The organism is Bradyrhizobium sp. Ken01, from assembly GCF_055807355.1.
In genome coordinates, this window is the sequence record NZ_JBVVPC010000020.1 from 14,758 (window position 1) to 32,096 (window position 17,339).

At 60.5% G+C, this 17,339-nt stretch carries 13 protein-coding genes and 1 tRNA gene; 9 read left to right on the forward strand and 5 right to left on the reverse strand.

What is annotated here, in order from left to right; genetic code table 11:
• Positions 1 to 459: 459 nt before the first annotated feature.
• From AC0L3S_RS19710 to AC0L3S_RS19735, 6 genes are all read left to right on the forward strand, one after another.
• Complete coding sequence (locus AC0L3S_RS19710; RefSeq protein WP_473280634.1) at positions 460 to 687, forward strand: hypothetical protein; 228 nt, start codon at positions 460 to 462, stop codon at positions 685 to 687.
• Between the two features lie 182 nt (positions 688 to 869).
• Positions 870 to 1,700, forward strand: a complete 831-nt coding sequence (locus tag AC0L3S_RS19715) for a hypothetical protein (RefSeq protein ID WP_473280637.1) — start codon at positions 870 to 872, stop codon at positions 1,698 to 1,700.
• Positions 1,701 to 2,073: 373 nt separating this feature from the next.
• Positions 2,074 to 3,636, forward strand: coding sequence for a 2-isopropylmalate synthase (locus AC0L3S_RS19720; RefSeq protein ID WP_473280639.1), 1,563 nt, complete (start codon positions 2,074 to 2,076; stop codon positions 3,634 to 3,636).
• A 293-nt stretch (positions 3,637 to 3,929) separates the two neighbouring features.
• A complete protein-coding gene (locus AC0L3S_RS19725) occupies positions 3,930 to 4,934 on the forward strand; it encodes a TRAP transporter substrate-binding protein (RefSeq protein ID WP_354128132.1) in 1,005 nt (334 codons plus the stop codon).
• Between the two features lie 194 nt (positions 4,935 to 5,128).
• Positions 5,129 to 5,764, forward strand: a complete 636-nt coding sequence (locus AC0L3S_RS19730) for a Spy/CpxP family protein refolding chaperone (RefSeq protein WP_473260400.1) — start codon at positions 5,129 to 5,131, stop codon at positions 5,762 to 5,764.
• Between the two features lie 188 nt (positions 5,765 to 5,952).
• A tRNA-Lys gene (locus AC0L3S_RS19735) sits at positions 5,953 to 6,028 on the forward strand.
• A gap of 163 nt (positions 6,029 to 6,191) precedes the next feature.
• On the opposite strand, the gene AC0L3S_RS19740 is transcribed toward AC0L3S_RS19735, so the two are convergent.
• Entirely contained in the window at positions 6,192 to 7,718 is a 1,527-nt protein-coding gene (locus AC0L3S_RS19740) for a site-specific integrase (protein ID WP_473280641.1), read from the reverse strand.
• 1,168 nt (positions 7,719 to 8,886) lie between these two features.
• Positions 8,887 to 10,032, reverse strand: a complete 1,146-nt coding sequence (locus AC0L3S_RS19745) for a ubiquitin family protein (RefSeq protein ID WP_473280644.1) — start codon at positions 10,030 to 10,032, stop codon at positions 8,887 to 8,889.
• Positions 10,033 to 10,384: 352 nt separating this feature from the next.
• Here AC0L3S_RS19745 and AC0L3S_RS19750 point away from each other — a divergent pair, with 352 nt between their 5' ends.
• Positions 10,385 to 12,538 (forward strand): 3'-5' exonuclease, encoded by a 2,154-nt coding sequence (locus AC0L3S_RS19750; RefSeq protein ID WP_473280646.1) that lies wholly within the window; start codon positions 10,385 to 10,387, stop codon positions 12,536 to 12,538.
• Between the two features lie 256 nt (positions 12,539 to 12,794).
• Here the strand turns inward: AC0L3S_RS19750 and AC0L3S_RS19755 are convergent, their stop codons facing one another.
• Together AC0L3S_RS19755 and AC0L3S_RS19760 are read right to left on the reverse strand one after the other, a co-directional pair.
• Positions 12,795 to 14,045, reverse strand: coding sequence for a recombinase family protein (locus AC0L3S_RS19755; RefSeq protein WP_473280648.1), 1,251 nt, complete (start codon positions 14,043 to 14,045; stop codon positions 12,795 to 12,797).
• Between the two features lie 8 nt (positions 14,046 to 14,053).
• Positions 14,054 to 14,587, reverse strand: a complete 534-nt coding sequence (locus tag AC0L3S_RS19760; RefSeq protein ID WP_473280651.1) for a recombinase family protein — start codon at positions 14,585 to 14,587, stop codon at positions 14,054 to 14,056.
• A gap of 144 nt (positions 14,588 to 14,731) precedes the next feature.
• Between AC0L3S_RS19760 and AC0L3S_RS19765 the strand changes: the two genes are divergently transcribed.
• On the forward strand, positions 14,732 to 15,016 hold the full coding sequence (locus AC0L3S_RS19765; protein WP_473280653.1) for a hypothetical protein: 285 nt from the start codon (positions 14,732 to 14,734) through the stop codon (positions 15,014 to 15,016).
• Between the two features lie 224 nt (positions 15,017 to 15,240).
• Here AC0L3S_RS19765 and AC0L3S_RS19770 read toward each other — a convergent pair whose 3' ends face one another.
• A complete protein-coding gene (locus AC0L3S_RS19770) occupies positions 15,241 to 16,755 on the reverse strand; it encodes a DUF2235 domain-containing protein (protein ID WP_473280655.1) in 1,515 nt (504 codons plus the stop codon).
• Positions 16,756 to 16,933: 178 nt separating this feature from the next.
• Between AC0L3S_RS19770 and AC0L3S_RS19775 the strand changes: the two genes are divergently transcribed.
• Complete coding sequence (locus AC0L3S_RS19775) at positions 16,934 to 17,134, forward strand: hypothetical protein (protein WP_473280658.1); 201 nt, start codon at positions 16,934 to 16,936, stop codon at positions 17,132 to 17,134.
• Positions 17,135 to 17,339: the final 205 nt, after the last annotated feature.

Sequence of the window (17,339 nt, forward strand, 5' to 3'; positions counted from 1 at the left end):
GGCTGATCGTCTGTACCCCTGGTCCCGAGCGGCTCGGAGCGTAGAGGCGTGTCTGCGCATCGAGTCCACCTCCCGGAAAGCAAAAGACGAACGCGTCGGGTGTTACTGCGGCGCTCGCTCTTGTGCCGGTCATAGGCTCGTTGCGAGCAAGATGACCGAGTCGGCGGCAGCAGTCCCGGGGCGGCGCGGGTCATCATGTCGCCAAGTGGGCCGCCGGCGAAAGCGCGTGTGCACTGCCACCTTGCCCGACATGCGGCGATTTGCTCGCGCAATTCTCCCAGGTTGTGTGAACCATTTAACACACCTGATGTCCCAATGCGCCTAATCGTGGCTCGACTGGATTCACCGGCAGGCGCAAAGGAGCCCGTCATGAGAGCGGCAGGGGTTGTCGTCGTTCTGGCTATGATTGCGGGCTCGTCATGCCAGGCCGATGAGTGTCAGAGCTTTTCGGCGAGTACAATGAAGGCGAATGGCACGGTTGCTCCGGCCAAGTGGCGAGTCGACTATCCGCCGGTGCGCCCCAATCCCAATGATCCGCAGCCTTGGGAATCGGTCGATTTTCGCACCAAGCCGGCTGACTACATGAATGCCGTGCTCAGTACCGCGAAGACGTCCTTCAAGATCGCGGATCGCAAGCTCGTCGGCACCGGTCAGGAGGAGTGGTGGATCTCGCAATGGCTCGACTAAGGAAACTCCGGGCGCGAGCCGTTGATGGGGCTGACCAAGGAACGCGGCCCCGATCCCGGCGATCTGTCCAAGACCAACGCACGGGTTCCCAGGTCTGGGCGGTCGGCTTCTACAACCGGCCGGGAGCAGCAGTCTTCGGGGAGGTCTTCGCCGAGCCCTGCAATCCGTCTTTCCCGGTCGCGATGAAATTTCCGAATGACACTGTCTCCGTCAAATTTCTGTTCACCGATGCCTCACCCGACGAAGTTGCCTACCTCCAGGGCGCACCGGAATACGACGCCTTTATCGACAATTTGGGCGCTGGCTCCGGCGGTCAGGATCCCAGCACCCGCACGATCCGGTCGGTGCGCCTGCTTCAGGTCGATATTTCAGTGAAGGATTCAGCGAAGACTGGTCGGTCGCTGGACACCGGATGGGTGTTCGGGACGTTTGTCTGGCGCGGCCCGGCAAAGGGCGACGCCCTGTTCGACAATCTCGTGCCGGTATCGCTGCAATGGGGCAACGATCCCGGTGTCTACGACGGCGCGATCCGTGAGAGCTGGATCAATCCCGATTTGCGGAACGTGACCTATGGCTGGGACCAGCGTCTCACCATGGGCTTCATGGGACGCGCCAACGGACCTGCCGACAATATCCGCTCATCCTGCCTGTCGTGTCACTCAGCGGCGCGCACGCCGCGCGCCTCGATCGGGCTGCTCGACAGTCGCTTCAACATGGACGACCTCGCCAATTCTGCGAAGGTGAAGGGCCACATCGACACCTGGTTCCAGAACATCAAGGGCAGCCAGCTCTTCCAACCGTCCGAGCCGGCTGCATCGACGCTCGACTATTCGCTCCAGCTCGAGGCGGCGGCGTTCCGAATTTGCCTTGCCTGCCAGGCCGGCGATCTTCGCGGTCCGACGCCCGCCTTGTGTCGCAGCAGCGGCTTCTACAATCGGCCGGTCTGCAACGCGCCTCTGGAAGTGAGCGTCCGCAAGCGGTTGCTCGACCTCGTGCCGCCCCCCCGGCAATAGCCGGGGAAACCAGGTCAATCCTTCTGTCCATCTTTTGGCGTTGCGGTTGCTGCCATTTGTCGTCTAGAAACGGCAGATCGAGCCTCCCGGCAACCAACCGTCAACGGTTTTGACCGAGGATTAGAGGGCTCAAAGGGTCTGGCAATGCTGATTCGCGGCCAAATCGATGGGATTTCGGGGGAGGTGGCTCTGGCCGCCGCCACGATCCCGGCCGCGCCGCTGCCCACCCTCCTGATTGGCGGGCTTCTTCTTACCTGCCCCTGAGGGCCGGCTGGGCGCGATGCGCCTGGGCGCTCAGGGGTTGGTCGAGATCACCGGACACCTCAAGCGCCCAGAAGACTGACGGCGCAAAAGCTCAAAAGGAATTTTCGAAATGGCCCCCGTGAACAAGTCCGATAAGGACCGCGTCATCATTTTCGACACCACCCTGCGCGACGGCGAGCAGTGCCCCGGCGCCACCATGACCTTCGAGGAGAAGCTCGAGGTCGCCGAGATGCTGGATGATATGGGCGTCGATGTCATCGAGGCCGGCTTCCCGATTACCTCGGAAGGCGACTTCCAGGCGGTCAGCGAGATCGCCCGCCGCTCCAAGAATGCCGTCATCGCCGGTCTGTCGCGCGCCCATCCGGCCGACATCGACCGCTGCGCAGAGGCGGTGAAATTCGCCAAGCGTGGCCGCGTCCACACCGTGATCGCGACTTCGCCGCTGCATATGCGGGTGAAGCTGAACAAGACCCCGGAGCAGGTGCTCGAGACCTCGGTTGCCATGGTCGCGCGCGCCCGCAACCAGATCGATGACGTCGAATGGTCGGCCGAAGACGGCACCCGCAGCGAGATGGACTATCTGTGCCGGATCGTCGAAGCCGTCATCAAGGCCGGCGCCACCACGGTGAATATTCCGGACACTGTCGGTTACACCACGCCCGACGAATACACCCAGTTCATGAAGACGCTGATCGAGCGCGTGCCGAACTCGGACAAGGCGGTGTTCTCCGTGCATTGCCATAACGACCTCGGCATGGCGGTGGCGAACTCGCTGGCCGGCGTCATTGGCGGCGCGCGCCAGGTCGAGTGCACCATCAACGGCATCGGCGAGCGTGCCGGCAACGCCGCGCTGGAAGAGATCGTGATGGCGATCAACGTCCGCAACGACAAATTTCCGTTCTGGAACAAGATCGACACCACGCAGCTGACCCGCGCCTCCAAGGTGGTGTCGGCGGCGACCTCGTTCCCGGTGCAGTACAACAAGGCGATCGTCGGCCGCAACGCGTTCGCGCATGAGAGCGGCATCCATCAGGACGGCGTGCTGAAGGACGCTTCCACCTACGAGATCATGCGGCCCGAGATGGTCGGCCTGAAGCAGTCCTCGCTGGTGCTGGGCAAGCATTCCGGCCGCCACGCCTTCGTGCACAAGCTGGAGGAGATGGGCTACAAGCTCGGCCCGAACCAGCTGGAAGATGCGTTCACCCGGATGAAGGCGCTGGCCGACCGCAAGAAGGACATCTACGACGAGGACATCGAGGCGCTGGTCGACGAGGAGATGGCGGCTTCGCACGACCGCATCAAGCTGACCTCGCTGACCGTGATCGCCGGCACCCATGGCCCGCAGCGCGCGACCATGAAGCTCGACGTCGACGGTCAGATCAAGATCGAGGAGGCTGAGGGCAACGGTCCGGTCGACGCGGTGTTCAACTGCATCAAGCGCCTGGTGCCGCACGAAGCCAAGCTCGAGCTGTACCAGGTCCACGCAGTGACGCAGGGCACCGACGCGCAGGCCGAAGTCTCGGTGCGGCTGTCGCATGAGGGACGTGCGATGACCGCGCGCGCGGCGGATCCGGATACGCTGGTGGCCTCGGCAAAGGCCTATCTCGGCGCGCTCAACAAGATCGTCATGAAACGCCAGCGCGACACCGTGACGACCGCGGCGGCGAGCTGACTTAACTTCGCCTCTCCCGCTTGGGGGAGAGGGCGACACGCCTGGGTGATGCGACGCATCGTCCCAGGCGTTGCCGGTGAGAGTTCTCTCCACGCGGGGCGTGTCCCGACCTGGAGGTACTGTTGGCCTCATGCCTCTCCCGCAAGCGGGCGAGGCAGCGCAGCGGTATTCATGATGAATACCTGCCCTGCTAAGGGCCAATAGCGGCTCCGCCTCCCAGCCGCTATTGATGCAACCTGCATAAGGATCGGCCACCCGCGCGAGGAGTGGCCCAAATAACAAAGGGAGAGATTATGCGTACCTTCGCGATCGCTGCGTCCATGGCGGTCCTGGCTCTTGGCTTGACCGGGCCGGCATCGGCCCAAGCGCCCATCATCATCAAGTTCAGCCACGTTGTGGCCACCGACACGCCGAAGGGCAAGGCGTCGGAGAAATTCAAGGAGCTCGCCGAGAAGTACACCGGCGGCAAGGTCAAGGTTGAGATCTATCCGAACTCGACGCTCTACAAGGACAAGGAAGAACTCGAGGCGCTCCAGCTCGGCAGCGTGCAAATGCTGGCGCCGTCCAACTCCAAGTTCGGCCCGCTCGGCATCCGTGAGTTCGAGGTATTCGATCTCCCTTACATCCTCCCTGATCTGAAGACGCTGCGGAAGGTGACGGAAGGTCCGCTCGGCGCGAGGCTGCTCAAGCTGCTCGAACCGAAGGGCATCACCGGCCTTGCCTATTGGGACAACGGCTTCAAGGAGATGAGCGCCAACAAGAAGCTGGTGACGCCGGCCGACTATCAGGGCGTCAAGTTCCGCATCCAGTCCTCGCGCGTGCTCCAGGCCCAGTTCAAGGCGCTTGGCTCGCTGCCGCAGGTGATGGCGTTCGGCGAAGTCTACCAGGCGCTGCAGACCGGCGTGGTCGACGGGCAGGAGAACACCTGGTCGAACATCTATACCCAGAAGATGCACGAGGTGCAGAAGTACATCACCGAGAGCAACCACGGCTATATCGGCTACGTCGTGATCGTGAACAAGAAGTTCTGGGACGATTTGCCGGCCGACATCCGCGACCAGCTGACAAAGGCGATGAAGGAAGCAACCGACTTCAACAATACGCAGTCGCAGAAGGAGAACGAGGACGCGCTCGCCGAGATCAGGAAGAGCGGCAAGAGCGAGATCATCAAGCTCACGCCGGAGCAGGACGAGGCGATGCGCAAGGCCATGGAGCCGGTCTACAAGGACGCCGCAGGCCGCATCGGCCAACCGTTGATCGACGAGTTCCAAAAGGAAGCGAAGAGCACGACGAACTGATTTGAACGGACGATGAATGGGGGCTTCCGTGCCGGGCGCGGAGCCCCTTTTGTTGCGAATGATTTCCGATTGCGACTGAATGAAAATTCAGGAGCGTTGTATCTTCGAAAGAAAGCGCTCCCTGTCCAACTTGTAAGTTGCACGTAAGCTGCGCTGCGCCCATCCTCACGGCATCCTTCCAGAGGAGAGTTCGCATGAGGAAGTTCACCATCGCCGCCATCGCCGTGCTCAGCATCGCCGGCTCGGGCGCGGTCTATGCCCACTATCATCGCCCGTGGATGCACGAGCACATGCGCCACATCCGGATGAACCCGGAAGATCGCGCCGCCATGGTCGACGCGCGGATCGCCGCCGTCCATGCCGGGCTGAAGCTCAACGCCGACCAGGAAAAGCTGTGGCCGCCGGTCGAGGCCGCCGTGCGCGACTTCGCCAAGCTGCGCATCGACCGCGCCAATGCGCGGATGAATGCCGGTCCCGGCGATGCCGGCAGGGACGCGAATAGAGACGCCAACAAGGATGCCGACAGGCCGGAGGATCCGGTCGCCCGCCTACGCCAGCGCGCCGAGGACATGGGGGCGACGTCGGCGGCCCTAAAGAAGATCGCCGATGCCGCCGATCCGCTCTACAAGACCCTGGACGAGGGCCAGAAGCGGCGCCTCGCCGTGCTGACCCGCCACCGCGGCCCGTTCGGCGGCGGCGAAGACGGCCCGCGCCGCCACTTCATGGAGGGTGGCATGGACCGCATGATGGAGCGCGGCATGGACCATTTCCACCGTGACCGTTTCGACCGCGACGGCGGCCCGGACCGGGACCGCGAGGGCCGGCTCTGAGCCTGCAAGGATTGCTCCGGTCACCCTTGGCGAAGCCGCTGGAATCCAGCGGCTTTTCGCTTTTTTGGGGAGGTGGGCACGCCCTTGGCATACCCTTGTCATAGCCTTGGAAAACTTACGTGCCATCGCTTGCCAGACCCGGATCGCTTTGCTAAACGACCGGCCTCGCAAGGCTTTAACCGCCTTTCGGGCGCATAGCTCAGTTGGTAGAGCAGCTGACTCTTAATCAGCGGGTCCCAGGTTCGAGCCCTGGTGCGCCCACCATCCTAAGATATTGGCCCGCAAGGGCTTTTTTAAATTCCTAGGCAGAACAAACCGGGTCTCGTGCGACGCTTTTAATGGTCGTACGTCGCACGCCGTGCGACGAGTCGGATAATTGGGACCGAAGCCCATCCATCACTGTAGCACGAGACCCACCGGTCTGCGTTCAGCTCTTCATGCCTTCCTTCCGCACCTGCAATTCAAGCCTGTCGATACCGGAATCGGCGCGAGCCGCATTGCGGGCGCGGTAGTGCTTCACGATGGTCTGCGCACTTCGGTATGAATGCCCAGTGATGTCGCAGATCGTCAGCAAGTCGCAGCCAGCCCGATCGAGAAGCATGACGCAGGTATCACGGAGGTCTTGGTCGTGCTTTTGGTCGAGTTCGCCGGCGCCGTTGACGAACATCAGCGCGGGACAAGGCTTTAGACGCCATGCTGTCTCATGCCCATTGCTGTCGCGTGTGGTCTGCGCATCCAGCCATTCCGATAATGCGCCCTTGCGCTGATCGACCGCTCGAGCGCGCTGCGCCTTATTCTCCTCATCGAGAGGAAAGGGGGCGAACAGCTTGTCGACGTTTTTAATCAGTTCGGCGTTCAGTCGCTCTGCACGGACAATTGCCTGGCGCGCGTTGTCGCGCGCGAGAAAGCCGAAGATAGCGACGGCCCGTGCCGTCGACACCCAATGGCGATAGGTACTCTCGTCATAAGGCTCACCATTGTCCTCGTTGACCACGAGCTCGGGTGGCACCTTATCCAGCTGAAGCCGAAGCTTGAGTTCCTTTATTCGTGCACGCGAGGCATTTAGTCGTGCGCTGAGTTGTGGCGCCTCCTTGATGTCGACAAGCTCACCAGTCTTGCTCTGCCGAAACGCGTGCCGGCCCTCGACGTCGCTCTCGTTGCGCATCATTAGACGGTCAGTCTGGCGCTGCCCCGTGAACAAAGCCAGATGGAAGCTGTCCCCGACCGAAGGCCGTTCGATCGCATCGGCCGCTGCGACCCACGCGGAAAATTCGGACATCGCAACCTGTACGATACGTCCCTCTGGATGATCGAATTCCATGCCTTCTCGCGGGTTGGGTCCGAGACGCCACAAGACGCTTTCCTGTCCCCAACTGAATGCCGCTGAGAGCGTGGCTATCATCGATAGCGCCATATGATGGCCGCGAGCCGATTTTGCATAGTTATAGAAGGCGCGGAACTCCGGTTTGCCGATTGACGTCGGAGTGGCAGTCGCAATCGGCTCGAGTTCTCGTGCGGGCTCGGCTACGCCGAGCAGCTTGGCGGCACGGATTTCGGCACGCATCTTTGCCGCGGATTCGCGTGATTGCGGTCGGTACAAGATAGCGGAGATACATTTGCGATAAGAAGATTGCGAGGCGGACGACAACGCCTTGAACTCCACCGACTTGCTCCAATCGTCCAAAAGATCTTCGATCGTAGAACGCTTCCGGATCGTAATTTTCTTCGGCAGCTTGCCGGCACGGCGAGCCGCCTCGATTTCCGACTTTCGTTTGTCTGAAAAGTCTGAGGCTTCTTGGAGATTGAACCACGCACCGACGGGACGTCCTTTTCCATCGTACGGCGGATGGCGCAAGTCGGCGTCGACAAAGCCGAGTGCCCTGGCATAAGCGCCGTGCGACGAGCGAGGACGGCCATCACGCCACTTCACATGGGGAAATTTGGGATCGGCCATAAAGAGCCTCAGTGCCAGTAGGAGATGGCACCCATTGGAATCTAGCGCGATCTAGTCTGTCAAGCGCTGTGCTGGCCGTAGGCTCTGTGCAGGCGCTCGCGGTGTTCCTCGTCGCTTGCTGTCGGCGGTGGCGCGAATGCGTCATTAGCGATCGTCTTTGGGCGCATAGGATGGTGTCGGGTAAGCCAAGCATCGAAGCCGGTGCGTTCCCATTTCAGCGGTCCTCGCTCGCTGATCGGCGAAGGCAAGCCATCGCGCTCGTGCCTGAGGCGGCGCGTGCGATAGAACGTGTCTAGAGAGACGCCAATCGCTGTCGCGACCTCGGTCGAAGAATAGGGTGGCTGCATGCTCTGGGGACGCAAACGCATAATGCCTCGCCACTTCTGGCTTTTTGAGCGAAGTTGGCCAAGCAAAATGAACGGATAAAGGTACAGGCGGGAAGCATTCCTCACTGCGCGTAGGGAATTTGGCTTCTTTGGCGTACGAACAGGATACCCCGGCGGACATTTGTCCGCCGCCCTCGGGATTCAAGATAGGCGCGTAACTGGTGCGGCGAACCGACCCTCGCCTCGTGGGGCCGCGGATTCCTCTGGTCGGTCAGTGGACTCGAACATGCAACCAGACCGTTATGAGCGGCGGGATAACGATCGGCTTTGCTGATTTTGCTGAGGTTTTGTTTGAATCGGGTCGGGTTCGTTGCGCTTCGGCAGGGTCGTTTCTGGGGCGAAACTGGTGCAGCAGCGCCTGCTCATGCAGCCGAGCCCGGCTTGATATCCCAAAGTCCTATCGCAGAGCTCTCCTCACAAGAATCATCAAGCGGATCGAATTTACCCTCTCAAGGCTGAAACAGGGGTTTGATTCCCCTAGGCAGCGCCAGCAAGCACGGCGTTAGCGGCACCCAATAGCGGCACCTCACATATGAGGTAGCGCCCAGTAATCGATACTGAGGGCGGGCACCGGCTGCTCACGCACGGTCTCTAGCCGATCTCTAAGAAGTTGGACACCGTGGTGAGCCCGAAAGGCGAAACTAACCACGCCGGCTCGCAAGCCCAAGGCCACTTGGGGCGAGCCGAAGTTCTACTCCGATCGAAACCGCGACATTGCGTCAGAGGGGCTTCTCAGGGCAAGTTCGTTTAAGGGGTGTCGCAGAAGTAAGCGGCATCTCGCCTCAACCCACTACGAGTGGATCGCGGCTGCATTGAAATTCGGTTCCGAGCCTGTCCGCAATCTTTATGGCCTGGTCGTTTGCATCCACGCCTTTGCGGACGGTGACGAGCGCAGCCACACAAGAGGTCTTGTCAGCTTGTAATCGGTGGATCGTCAGCACCTGACGATTGTCGAGGAAGTATCTATGGATCGCGGCGAAGGGCTTGCCGTTGAGAACTCTCCATTCAATTACATTGTTTGGCTCGGCGAACGCCCCTTCCAATGCATCGGAGACGGTTTTGCCGCCCTTAGCCGTGCGCCCGAAGTGCACATACTCGCGAGCATCAGCAGAGAACATGCTCACGGTCCAGCCATCCGGACCCGGCGGGCAACGCTCTTCCAGAACCGGATTATCGCTGGTGCCGCTTCGTTGAACGACCTTGCAGATCCCGTATCGATCTGCACGAACGTCATTGATTTTTGTGTAGACGCGCGTTACAGGCCCCGCAGGGGAGAGCGCCGCGAGACGCAATTGTGCAACATTGTCCGCCTTTGGGGCCGCAGGCGCAGGCGGGTTTTCTTGCGTGGAAGCAGTCGTGAAGCGGGCTTGAGACAGGGATGCGAAGTCCAACCGTTGAGAGTCCGCGCGCCACAAGAGCTCGCGTTCACAGCCGATCATCTCGGCGGTGCTGCGAGCGTGCATCTGACCGCAATTCGCGCCGGCCACGGCCGCCCACAGTTTTGACGAATCTGCGCCGGGCTCCGACTTGATCCCGAAGCCCAGCACCGCGAAACGCTTGATCGCTCCCCCTGACGGGGTGACGAAGATTGCCGAATTCCAGCCGTGAGCATTCGAAAACAGACCCCAGGCGCCCTCGCACTCAAGCGTAACCTCATCAACGGTCCAGAACTCGGGACCGCTTGTCAGTCGACCGTGTTCAACTGCTGGGCCGAAAAGAGGCTTGCCGCCGACTTCCTTGCATTGGTCAGCAAGGTCGCGAACCTCTGCCACGACCTGCGCCGGCAACTCCAATGCTGGTTCGCCGCACAGTCGGGTTTCGGCGAACTGCTGACAGCGCGGGGCATTCGCTTCCGAAGCGCATGCTGCCGCCGCTAGGCCGCCGGAAACGCAGAGCGCGGCAAAGAAGAACACGACTGTGCGTATCATTCATCCCTCGGGGCTGGCTGTGGTGCCCGTCGCTAGCTCCAGCAGGCACTCGTTCGTCGGCTAATGTCGCGCGACCAATCCTAAGTAGATTTTCCAAAGACGGCTTGAATCGTGGCGCGGGCCGCATCCGCTAAATTTTACGAAAATCGATACCGGGCCTTGTGCATCGCGGCCGTTAGTCGGCAGCGACAGTGAGAAGTGGCTCTGCATCGCTAAGCCAGACTCCGGCTTTGCGAGCCACACACATTCCGCGAAATGACACGGGGGCTGATACAGCTCATCGTCTCCGCTTGACTTCACCCATATCATTCGAACAAAAATAGAACAAACGATTCCCACCGCGAAGGTCCGCTTGGCTAAACTGCCGCAACTGCCCGTCTACTATTATCTCGACCATTTCGCCGAAATGCTCGGGTTCGTGCAGCGAACGTACGAACCCGTTCTTGGCCCGGATCATCACGCGTTCATAGCGCGCTTCGAGGGCCTCTCGAGAGATGCCCGATGCCTGTTGATCCGCATGATCAATCGGCGTGGTGCGATATTCAATCGGTCCCTGTTCGAGTACCCCGAGATCGACGATATCGAGCAGGCGACGTCGGATCTGATGATGGTCGGTCATGCCCGGGTGCTCGGCGAAGTCGACTATGCCGGGTTCGTCGCGTGTCTTCCCAAGGATGTCCTCTTCACGGGGGCACAGGCGGCTGGGCGTAAAGACGTCCGCAAGTCTTGGGCCAAAGCCAAGTTCATCGACTATTATCTCGAGCAGATCCCCTTCTCGACGGCCGCGCAGCACTGCAGCGCCAGGAAATTCATCGCTCTCGACGGCACCCGGCCGATCGAATTCCTGCTTTATCTCTACTTCGGCAAGACCGAGGTGAACCTCAAGAACTTTGCGCTGCGGGACCTGGGTATCCTCCGCACTAATCGCGAGACCGCGTTCAGCGCACGCTTCACCGATGCCGAGGAGGCGCTTGCCTCGTTCCACTACAGCCAGATTCTCGACAGCCTTGAGGACGGATCGGAGCCTGTCCACAGGCGGGCCGCCATCGACGTGCTGTCCGGGCCTGCCTGCGGGACACAGTACGCCAACGACCTGCGCAGCCGAGCGGCTCATCAGACCGGATTTTTCTTCGAGAAAGCGGGCGAGAGCGATCTTGCGCGTCAGCTCTACCGCGCGGGGTGCTCGCCGGACTGCAACGAGCGTCTGGTTCGCCTGCTTTACAATACCGGGGATCGCACCGGAGCCGAAGAGCTGCTGCAGCGGATGATCGATGATCCCGCCAGCGACGGGGAGCACGTTTTCGCAACTGACTTTTACGCCCGCAAGTTCGGAGGGAGGCGCGCAGGCGTCTACACCGAACTGCTGCGGTCCGGGCGAACGATCACTGTCGACGATACCCATCGCGGCAATCCAGAAGCAGGCGTCGCCGGCGTTCTGCGGCGCGAAGGCACCAAGGTATTCTTCACCGAGAATGTGCTGTGGCACACCCTCTTCGGCCTTCTCTTCTGGGACGAGCTCTTCGAGAGCACCCGGATGCCCAGCGGGTTCGACTGGCTACCCCATTGCCTGAAGGACCGCAGCTTCCGTCGGCTCTTCGCCGTGCCGATCGACGAGAAACTGGCCGCCATCGCATCCGGAGCTTCTCTTCCGTTGATCCTCCGCACCGTCGCAGCAAAATGGGGCCGCCCGAATGGGATATTCAGTTGGGATCACGTGCAAGTCGAGGCGCTCCGCGCGCTGCTCGAGGGATGCGATCCGACGGCCATAGCCAGCATCATCCGCAGCATGTGCGACGATTTCCGCGGCATGCGGGACGGTTTCCCCGACCTGATGCTGGTGCAGGACCGCAAAGCGTCCTTCATGGAGGTCAAGGCCGAGGGGGACGTGATCCGCCGCAACCAGCTGACCCGTCTCCGCCAGCTCGGCGCGGCCGGCATCATCGCCGAGATCGGTCGGGTGGATTATCGTTTCGACCCCCAGCAGGACTACGTGGTGATCGATATCGAGACGACCGGCTCCTGGTCGAATGGCGATCGCATCACCGAGATCGGCGCGGTGAAGGTTCGCAATCACTGTGTCGTCGACGAGTGGCATTCTCTCATCAATCCTCAACGTTCCATTCCCGCAAAGATCGTTCAGCTGACCGGCATCACGAACGAAATGGTTCGGGACGCACCTTTGTTCGCGGAGGTGGCGGACGGATTCATGGAGTTCATGGGGGACGGCATTTTCGTCGCCCATAATGTCAGCTTCGACTATGGTTTCATGGCCTACGAATTCGAAAGGATTGCGCGGCGCTTCAGATTCCCGAAGCTCTGCACGTGCGCCGGAATGCGGCGGCGCTATCCGGGACACAAGTCCTACGGACTTGGGAAGCTTTGCGAGATATATGGCATCTCGCTCGACAATCATCATCGAGCCTTATGCGATGCGCGGGCCACCGCGCAGTTGTTGAACCTCATCAACAAGAAGCGGAGCGAAGAGGGGTACCGCGAAGCAGCGTAGCAATTCATAACCAAGCAGGTGCCTGGACTGCGGCCGGATCTGAGAATTCTAAAGCTTCCGGCCAAGTTCCACTGCGATCATGTTATTTCTGATAAGACGAAATATTACTTGCTCCGTCGGGCAAAACAGTGGTTCATAAGACGCTGGTCCTAGTAAGACGAAGGAGCCAGCCCGATGGCAAATGACGTCGATACATCCTCGGAATTGTCGAAGATTGCGAAATTGAATGGTGACTTCCGAAGGAACTACGGCACGCTCATCGGAGCGGTTTTGTATCTCCGGACCGTGAGCGCCGCCCGTCGAAGCCCCTGGCTTTGGGCCGGCCTGATTTCGATCGCTTTTTCGACGGTTCTGAGCTGGTTGGGGCGGCACGGTTGGTTTTTGCCAGCGTTGCCTTAATGGCACAGAACAATGCCCCCTTTTCCTCGTAAAGCGCGCCCCGACGCCGACGAAGGGAATCAGATGAGAGCCAGACGTAGCGTCCCGAACTCAGCGGGGCAGGCAACAGCACGTAGTCCTCGATCCCCCGATTCGCCACATCCAACCGCATCACGGCGAGAAGGCCGGATGAGATCTTCCTTCGGTAGGCTTTCCATTGCGTAGCGTGATCCTTTCCACGATGCGCCAGTCGTCGCGCGACGAGAAACGAAACCGCGCGCGTGCCTCCGACATCAAGCCCTATACCGTCCGGAACAAGATCGACCTGGAGGCCAAGGTCGGCACGCAGCGCCTCCGCGAGTTCGCTGGCATGCCTTGCTTGTTCGGCGGCCCAAAACTCCCGGGTATCGATCCAGTCGCAGTCGCGCGGCGACACGTATCCGATCAGCGAATAGGCCTTCCGCAGCGAACCGAAGTGCTTCACGTACGAGGAGACGTGATTGAGACCCAGCGTCGTATTGATGATGTGCGAGTTGAGCTCACCGCGCCGGCGGAGCGTCAGACGAAGGCGCAACAGCATCTCTTCTTCCGGAATCTCCACGCGGCGCTCGGCCAGCAGCTTCTGGGCGCGAGCGAAGGCGCCCTGGTCCACAATAGGCTCGATCACCGCAGCGCCACGGACCCAAGCGTTATCCGGATTCTTGACCAGCTTCTGGCCCAAGCGTCTTGAGGTGCGATTGTAGACGGTGTTGCCGATGTAGTTCTCGTTCCCGAGAATGGTGGGTATCATACCGTCGGTCCAGGGCCGACGGTTGTGATTGGCGATGCCCGCGTCGTTCAGTTGGCGACTGATGTCGCTGTAGGATTTCCGGCAGTTGACGAACTGATCGAAGATTTCCCGGATCACGGCGGCCTCTTCGGTCGAGCCGTGTTGCAGCCGAACGCGATCCGATTGCAGAGCCTTGAATTGCCCCTTTTCGAGAAAGGCCTTCGGATGCTGGCTTTCGTCGACCATCAAGCGTCGGAGGCCGTAGCCGACGGGAGCGCCAACGCGGTATCCAAGGCTCGCGACCCGGCAGTGTCCGGCGTGCACCTTGACGGAGAGCTCCCCGCTCCACTCGGCGGCCATGCCGCGCTTCAGGCTTTTCGCGATCCCGGAAACAAAGGTGCCGTCGTTCTTGAAGATCTCCGCGCAGTATTCGACCTGGACGCCGTTCCGCTTGCACAGGAATTCGTAGTAGGCACTCTCGTCGCATCCTGGAACCGACCCCAGCGACTGATGTCGTAGACGAGGATGTGGTCGAAATCGGCTCGGCCCGACTGAACGTCTTCGATCAGTTCGATCAGACCAGGCCGTCCCTTGATCCGGAGCCCGCTCCGGCCTTCACCGCGATATGTGCGGACGATCGTGAGCGTGTTCGCCTCGGCATAGGTTGCACTAGCCGCCATCTGGTTCGCGAGCGAGTAGCGCTGGAGCTCCCTCGACATTCGAACGTACTGCGCAGCACGGCGCGCTCGGGTCCGCTTCGCCAAGCTTGTCCCTTTTAGAACAACCAGCCAATTACTCATGCACCCCTCCTGCCACTTCAGGGTACCCGCGAGTGCAATTACACCTTCCGCCGTCGGGATAGCAATGCCGAACAGCCTGCACGGCATTGGGCCGCGCCTCATGCCGGCACCGGAAGGTGGCGCTGTGCACAGCGCCGCGGAACACGGGGACAAACCTCAGCCCTGCCGATTGCGAATCCCTGCTGCGTGCTAACCGCCGGGAACGAGAAGACGGGCGAAGGATTCGTCCCGGCAGGAGCAAGCTCGATGCTGATGACGAAGGAAAGACGACCGGCGATCCGAACGCTGCGCGGATGGGCGCTCAGCGTGCTGCAGGAACTGGGCGCCATCCACGAATGCGAGGAGCACGGCTGGGCAAAGGAGCGGGCCGACCCTCACGCCCGGGAGCGCGCGTTGGACATCGCGAGGCAGGAGCCTCCGGACGGCTTGTCTCCGGACCAGGCTGTCGCCGAGGTCCAGCTTCGAGCCAGCCTGGCGCTGCCGATTCAGGGTAAATCCACCGGCGACGGTTTCAGAGCAGCTGATTCTTAATCAGCGGGTCCCAGGTTCGAGCCTTGGTGCGCCCACCAACTCTTTCAATGACTTACCCTCGCGAACCGTTTGAGACGACCGAACTAAAACGGTTTTTCAAACGGTGTTTTTAGCGGCCGGCCGGCGAGTCCACTCGCGGTATTGTGAACTACTCTACTAGTCACGTCGGAGGCCAAGGCGACTCGAAGAGTGGCCGACAGAACCGCTTCCTTGTTGTTTCTGGGTCAGAGCCGCCCGACATAGCCGGCATTTTCCCACTTCTGTTCTATGTCATCGGCGACGCATTGGGGCAATTGCGCAGAGCTTCCGTCGAAGTAATGTTTGAAGTCGACGTGAATCCGCATGTTGTCCGGCCTATAGGCGGCCTTGCGGTCGTAGAGCAGAACCGATCCTGCTTCGAAGCGCTGATAGACCGATTTATGCATCGGTGATCTCGACTCCTCAGTCTCGGGATCGATGGGAAGATCGCGAACTGCCGCCTTGAGGAAGCCACCCGCCTGCTCATTGTGCTGGGGGCCGGTAGGATCGGGTGACAGCCGTAGGACACTGCCGTCGTGTTTCAGGCCGCCCGGAATGAGCGAAGCTCCGGCGAGCAACCAATTGAGCGCGACGTCTGAGAGCCGAGCCTCGTTCTCGATATAGCCGCCACCGACATCGGCGTGCACGCCCGGAAACCAGACCTGTTCGAAGTAAAGATTACCGTGCGCGTCTCGTTGGTCCTGCTTCTCGGCTGTGGGCGACCAGCCGACCCGCTTGAAATCGGCGCGGTTCTCGTCGATCGAGATCGCATGTTTGGCGTAGCCCACGTTGGGATTGAGGCTAGTGTCGTAGAATTTGTGCTTCGGCGGGGCGAAATGCACGGTTTGGAGGCGCTTCCATAATCCATAGCCGGGCAAGGATGGCGCGATCTTCAGATAGTTCATGAGAAAAGCAATCAGCGCTATGGCGATGCCGAGGTAGCTCAGAATCCAGGCCACCCATCCGGCCCATGGAAAGACCGGCTGAAGGAAGCCACCGAGCCAGTGCAACCCGATCAGTAGCGCAATGCCGGCGGTCACGAGCGCCGCGCCCAGATATTTATGGCCGAGGGCGGCGACAGTATCGAACACGCCGATGAAGTAGGGGAAGACGTTCGCGTGCTCGGCGCCGTTGACGGTGGTTGTACTGCCGTACTGCCGTCTAAATTGTGCAGCGATTGCATCTCGAGTCTCCAGCAGGAACCGCCGGTATCCAAGAATCTTACGCGAGTAGGATGGACAAAATTGATAGACATCCTTGACCGCATGCTCGGCCAGCTTGTGGATGCTCTTTGGATCGCGGCGCAAGGGCGAGCCATCGGGCATATGGCGCGGGACGCCGCAATGCGTCATGACCCCGGCAACCGATCGGACCGTGTAGGCGCCCCGGCTGAAACCGATCAGGAAGATCCGATCGCCTTCCTCATACAGGGCGATGATAGCGGCGTAGCAATCGACAATGTTCCGAGTGATCCCCAGGCCCGTCGCCATGCTGGCGAGATTGTACAGCCATCGCATCCAGCCAATCTTGAAATGACCGCCATCAGACGCAGAACCGAGACCGGCATCGTAGAAGGCGACCTGTTCGGATGGTTCGACCTTCTTGTCCGGGCCGACGCGGCCGGCGCGGTAGAGCTTGTAAACGTTTGTCCGCGCTTCGTCGAAATTGATGCCGCCGGCCTGACCTGTGCCGTCGGAAAAGATCACAATGTTCTTCGGCATTCACACCATCCCCCAAAAGTGCGCAAAAAGCCAATCTATCACAGATTGCGTAAGCCCAACTGTGAGCTGGCCCACTTGCGGACAGCGCGCCCGGACCAGGGTTCAGAGACAACTGATCGAGAGTTGCCCCTCAATGCGGCTGTGCTAGTACGCCCACTCTCGAATCGAGGAGCTTAAAGTGGCGAAGAACGCAAAGAAGACGGCTACAAAGAAGAAAACTGCGCGCCGTGAATACACGAAGGCTGACGTGAAAGAGCTGCGTGCTCATTCGAAAGCAAAGACGCCCGTTGCAAAAATCGCGAAGCTCACAAAGCGCTCCGAAGGCTCACTCCGCCAAAAGGCACTCAAGCTTGGAATCAGACTCGGTCACCAGCGCTAAAGGCGGCATTATGGCGCTCGTCAATAGAGTGTTCTCGACCAGAACGTTGTTGCAAATCATCTGCGTTCTCGTCGCTGTTGTTGCAATGAAGTTGTTGAGCGCTCACGACGATTTCAGCTGGGCAACCGCAATTGGCGGTTGACCGGAGCAATATCCTGGAAGACTGAGCAGAAAAGAAGCCCATCTAGTGGCGAGCTATTGCGCG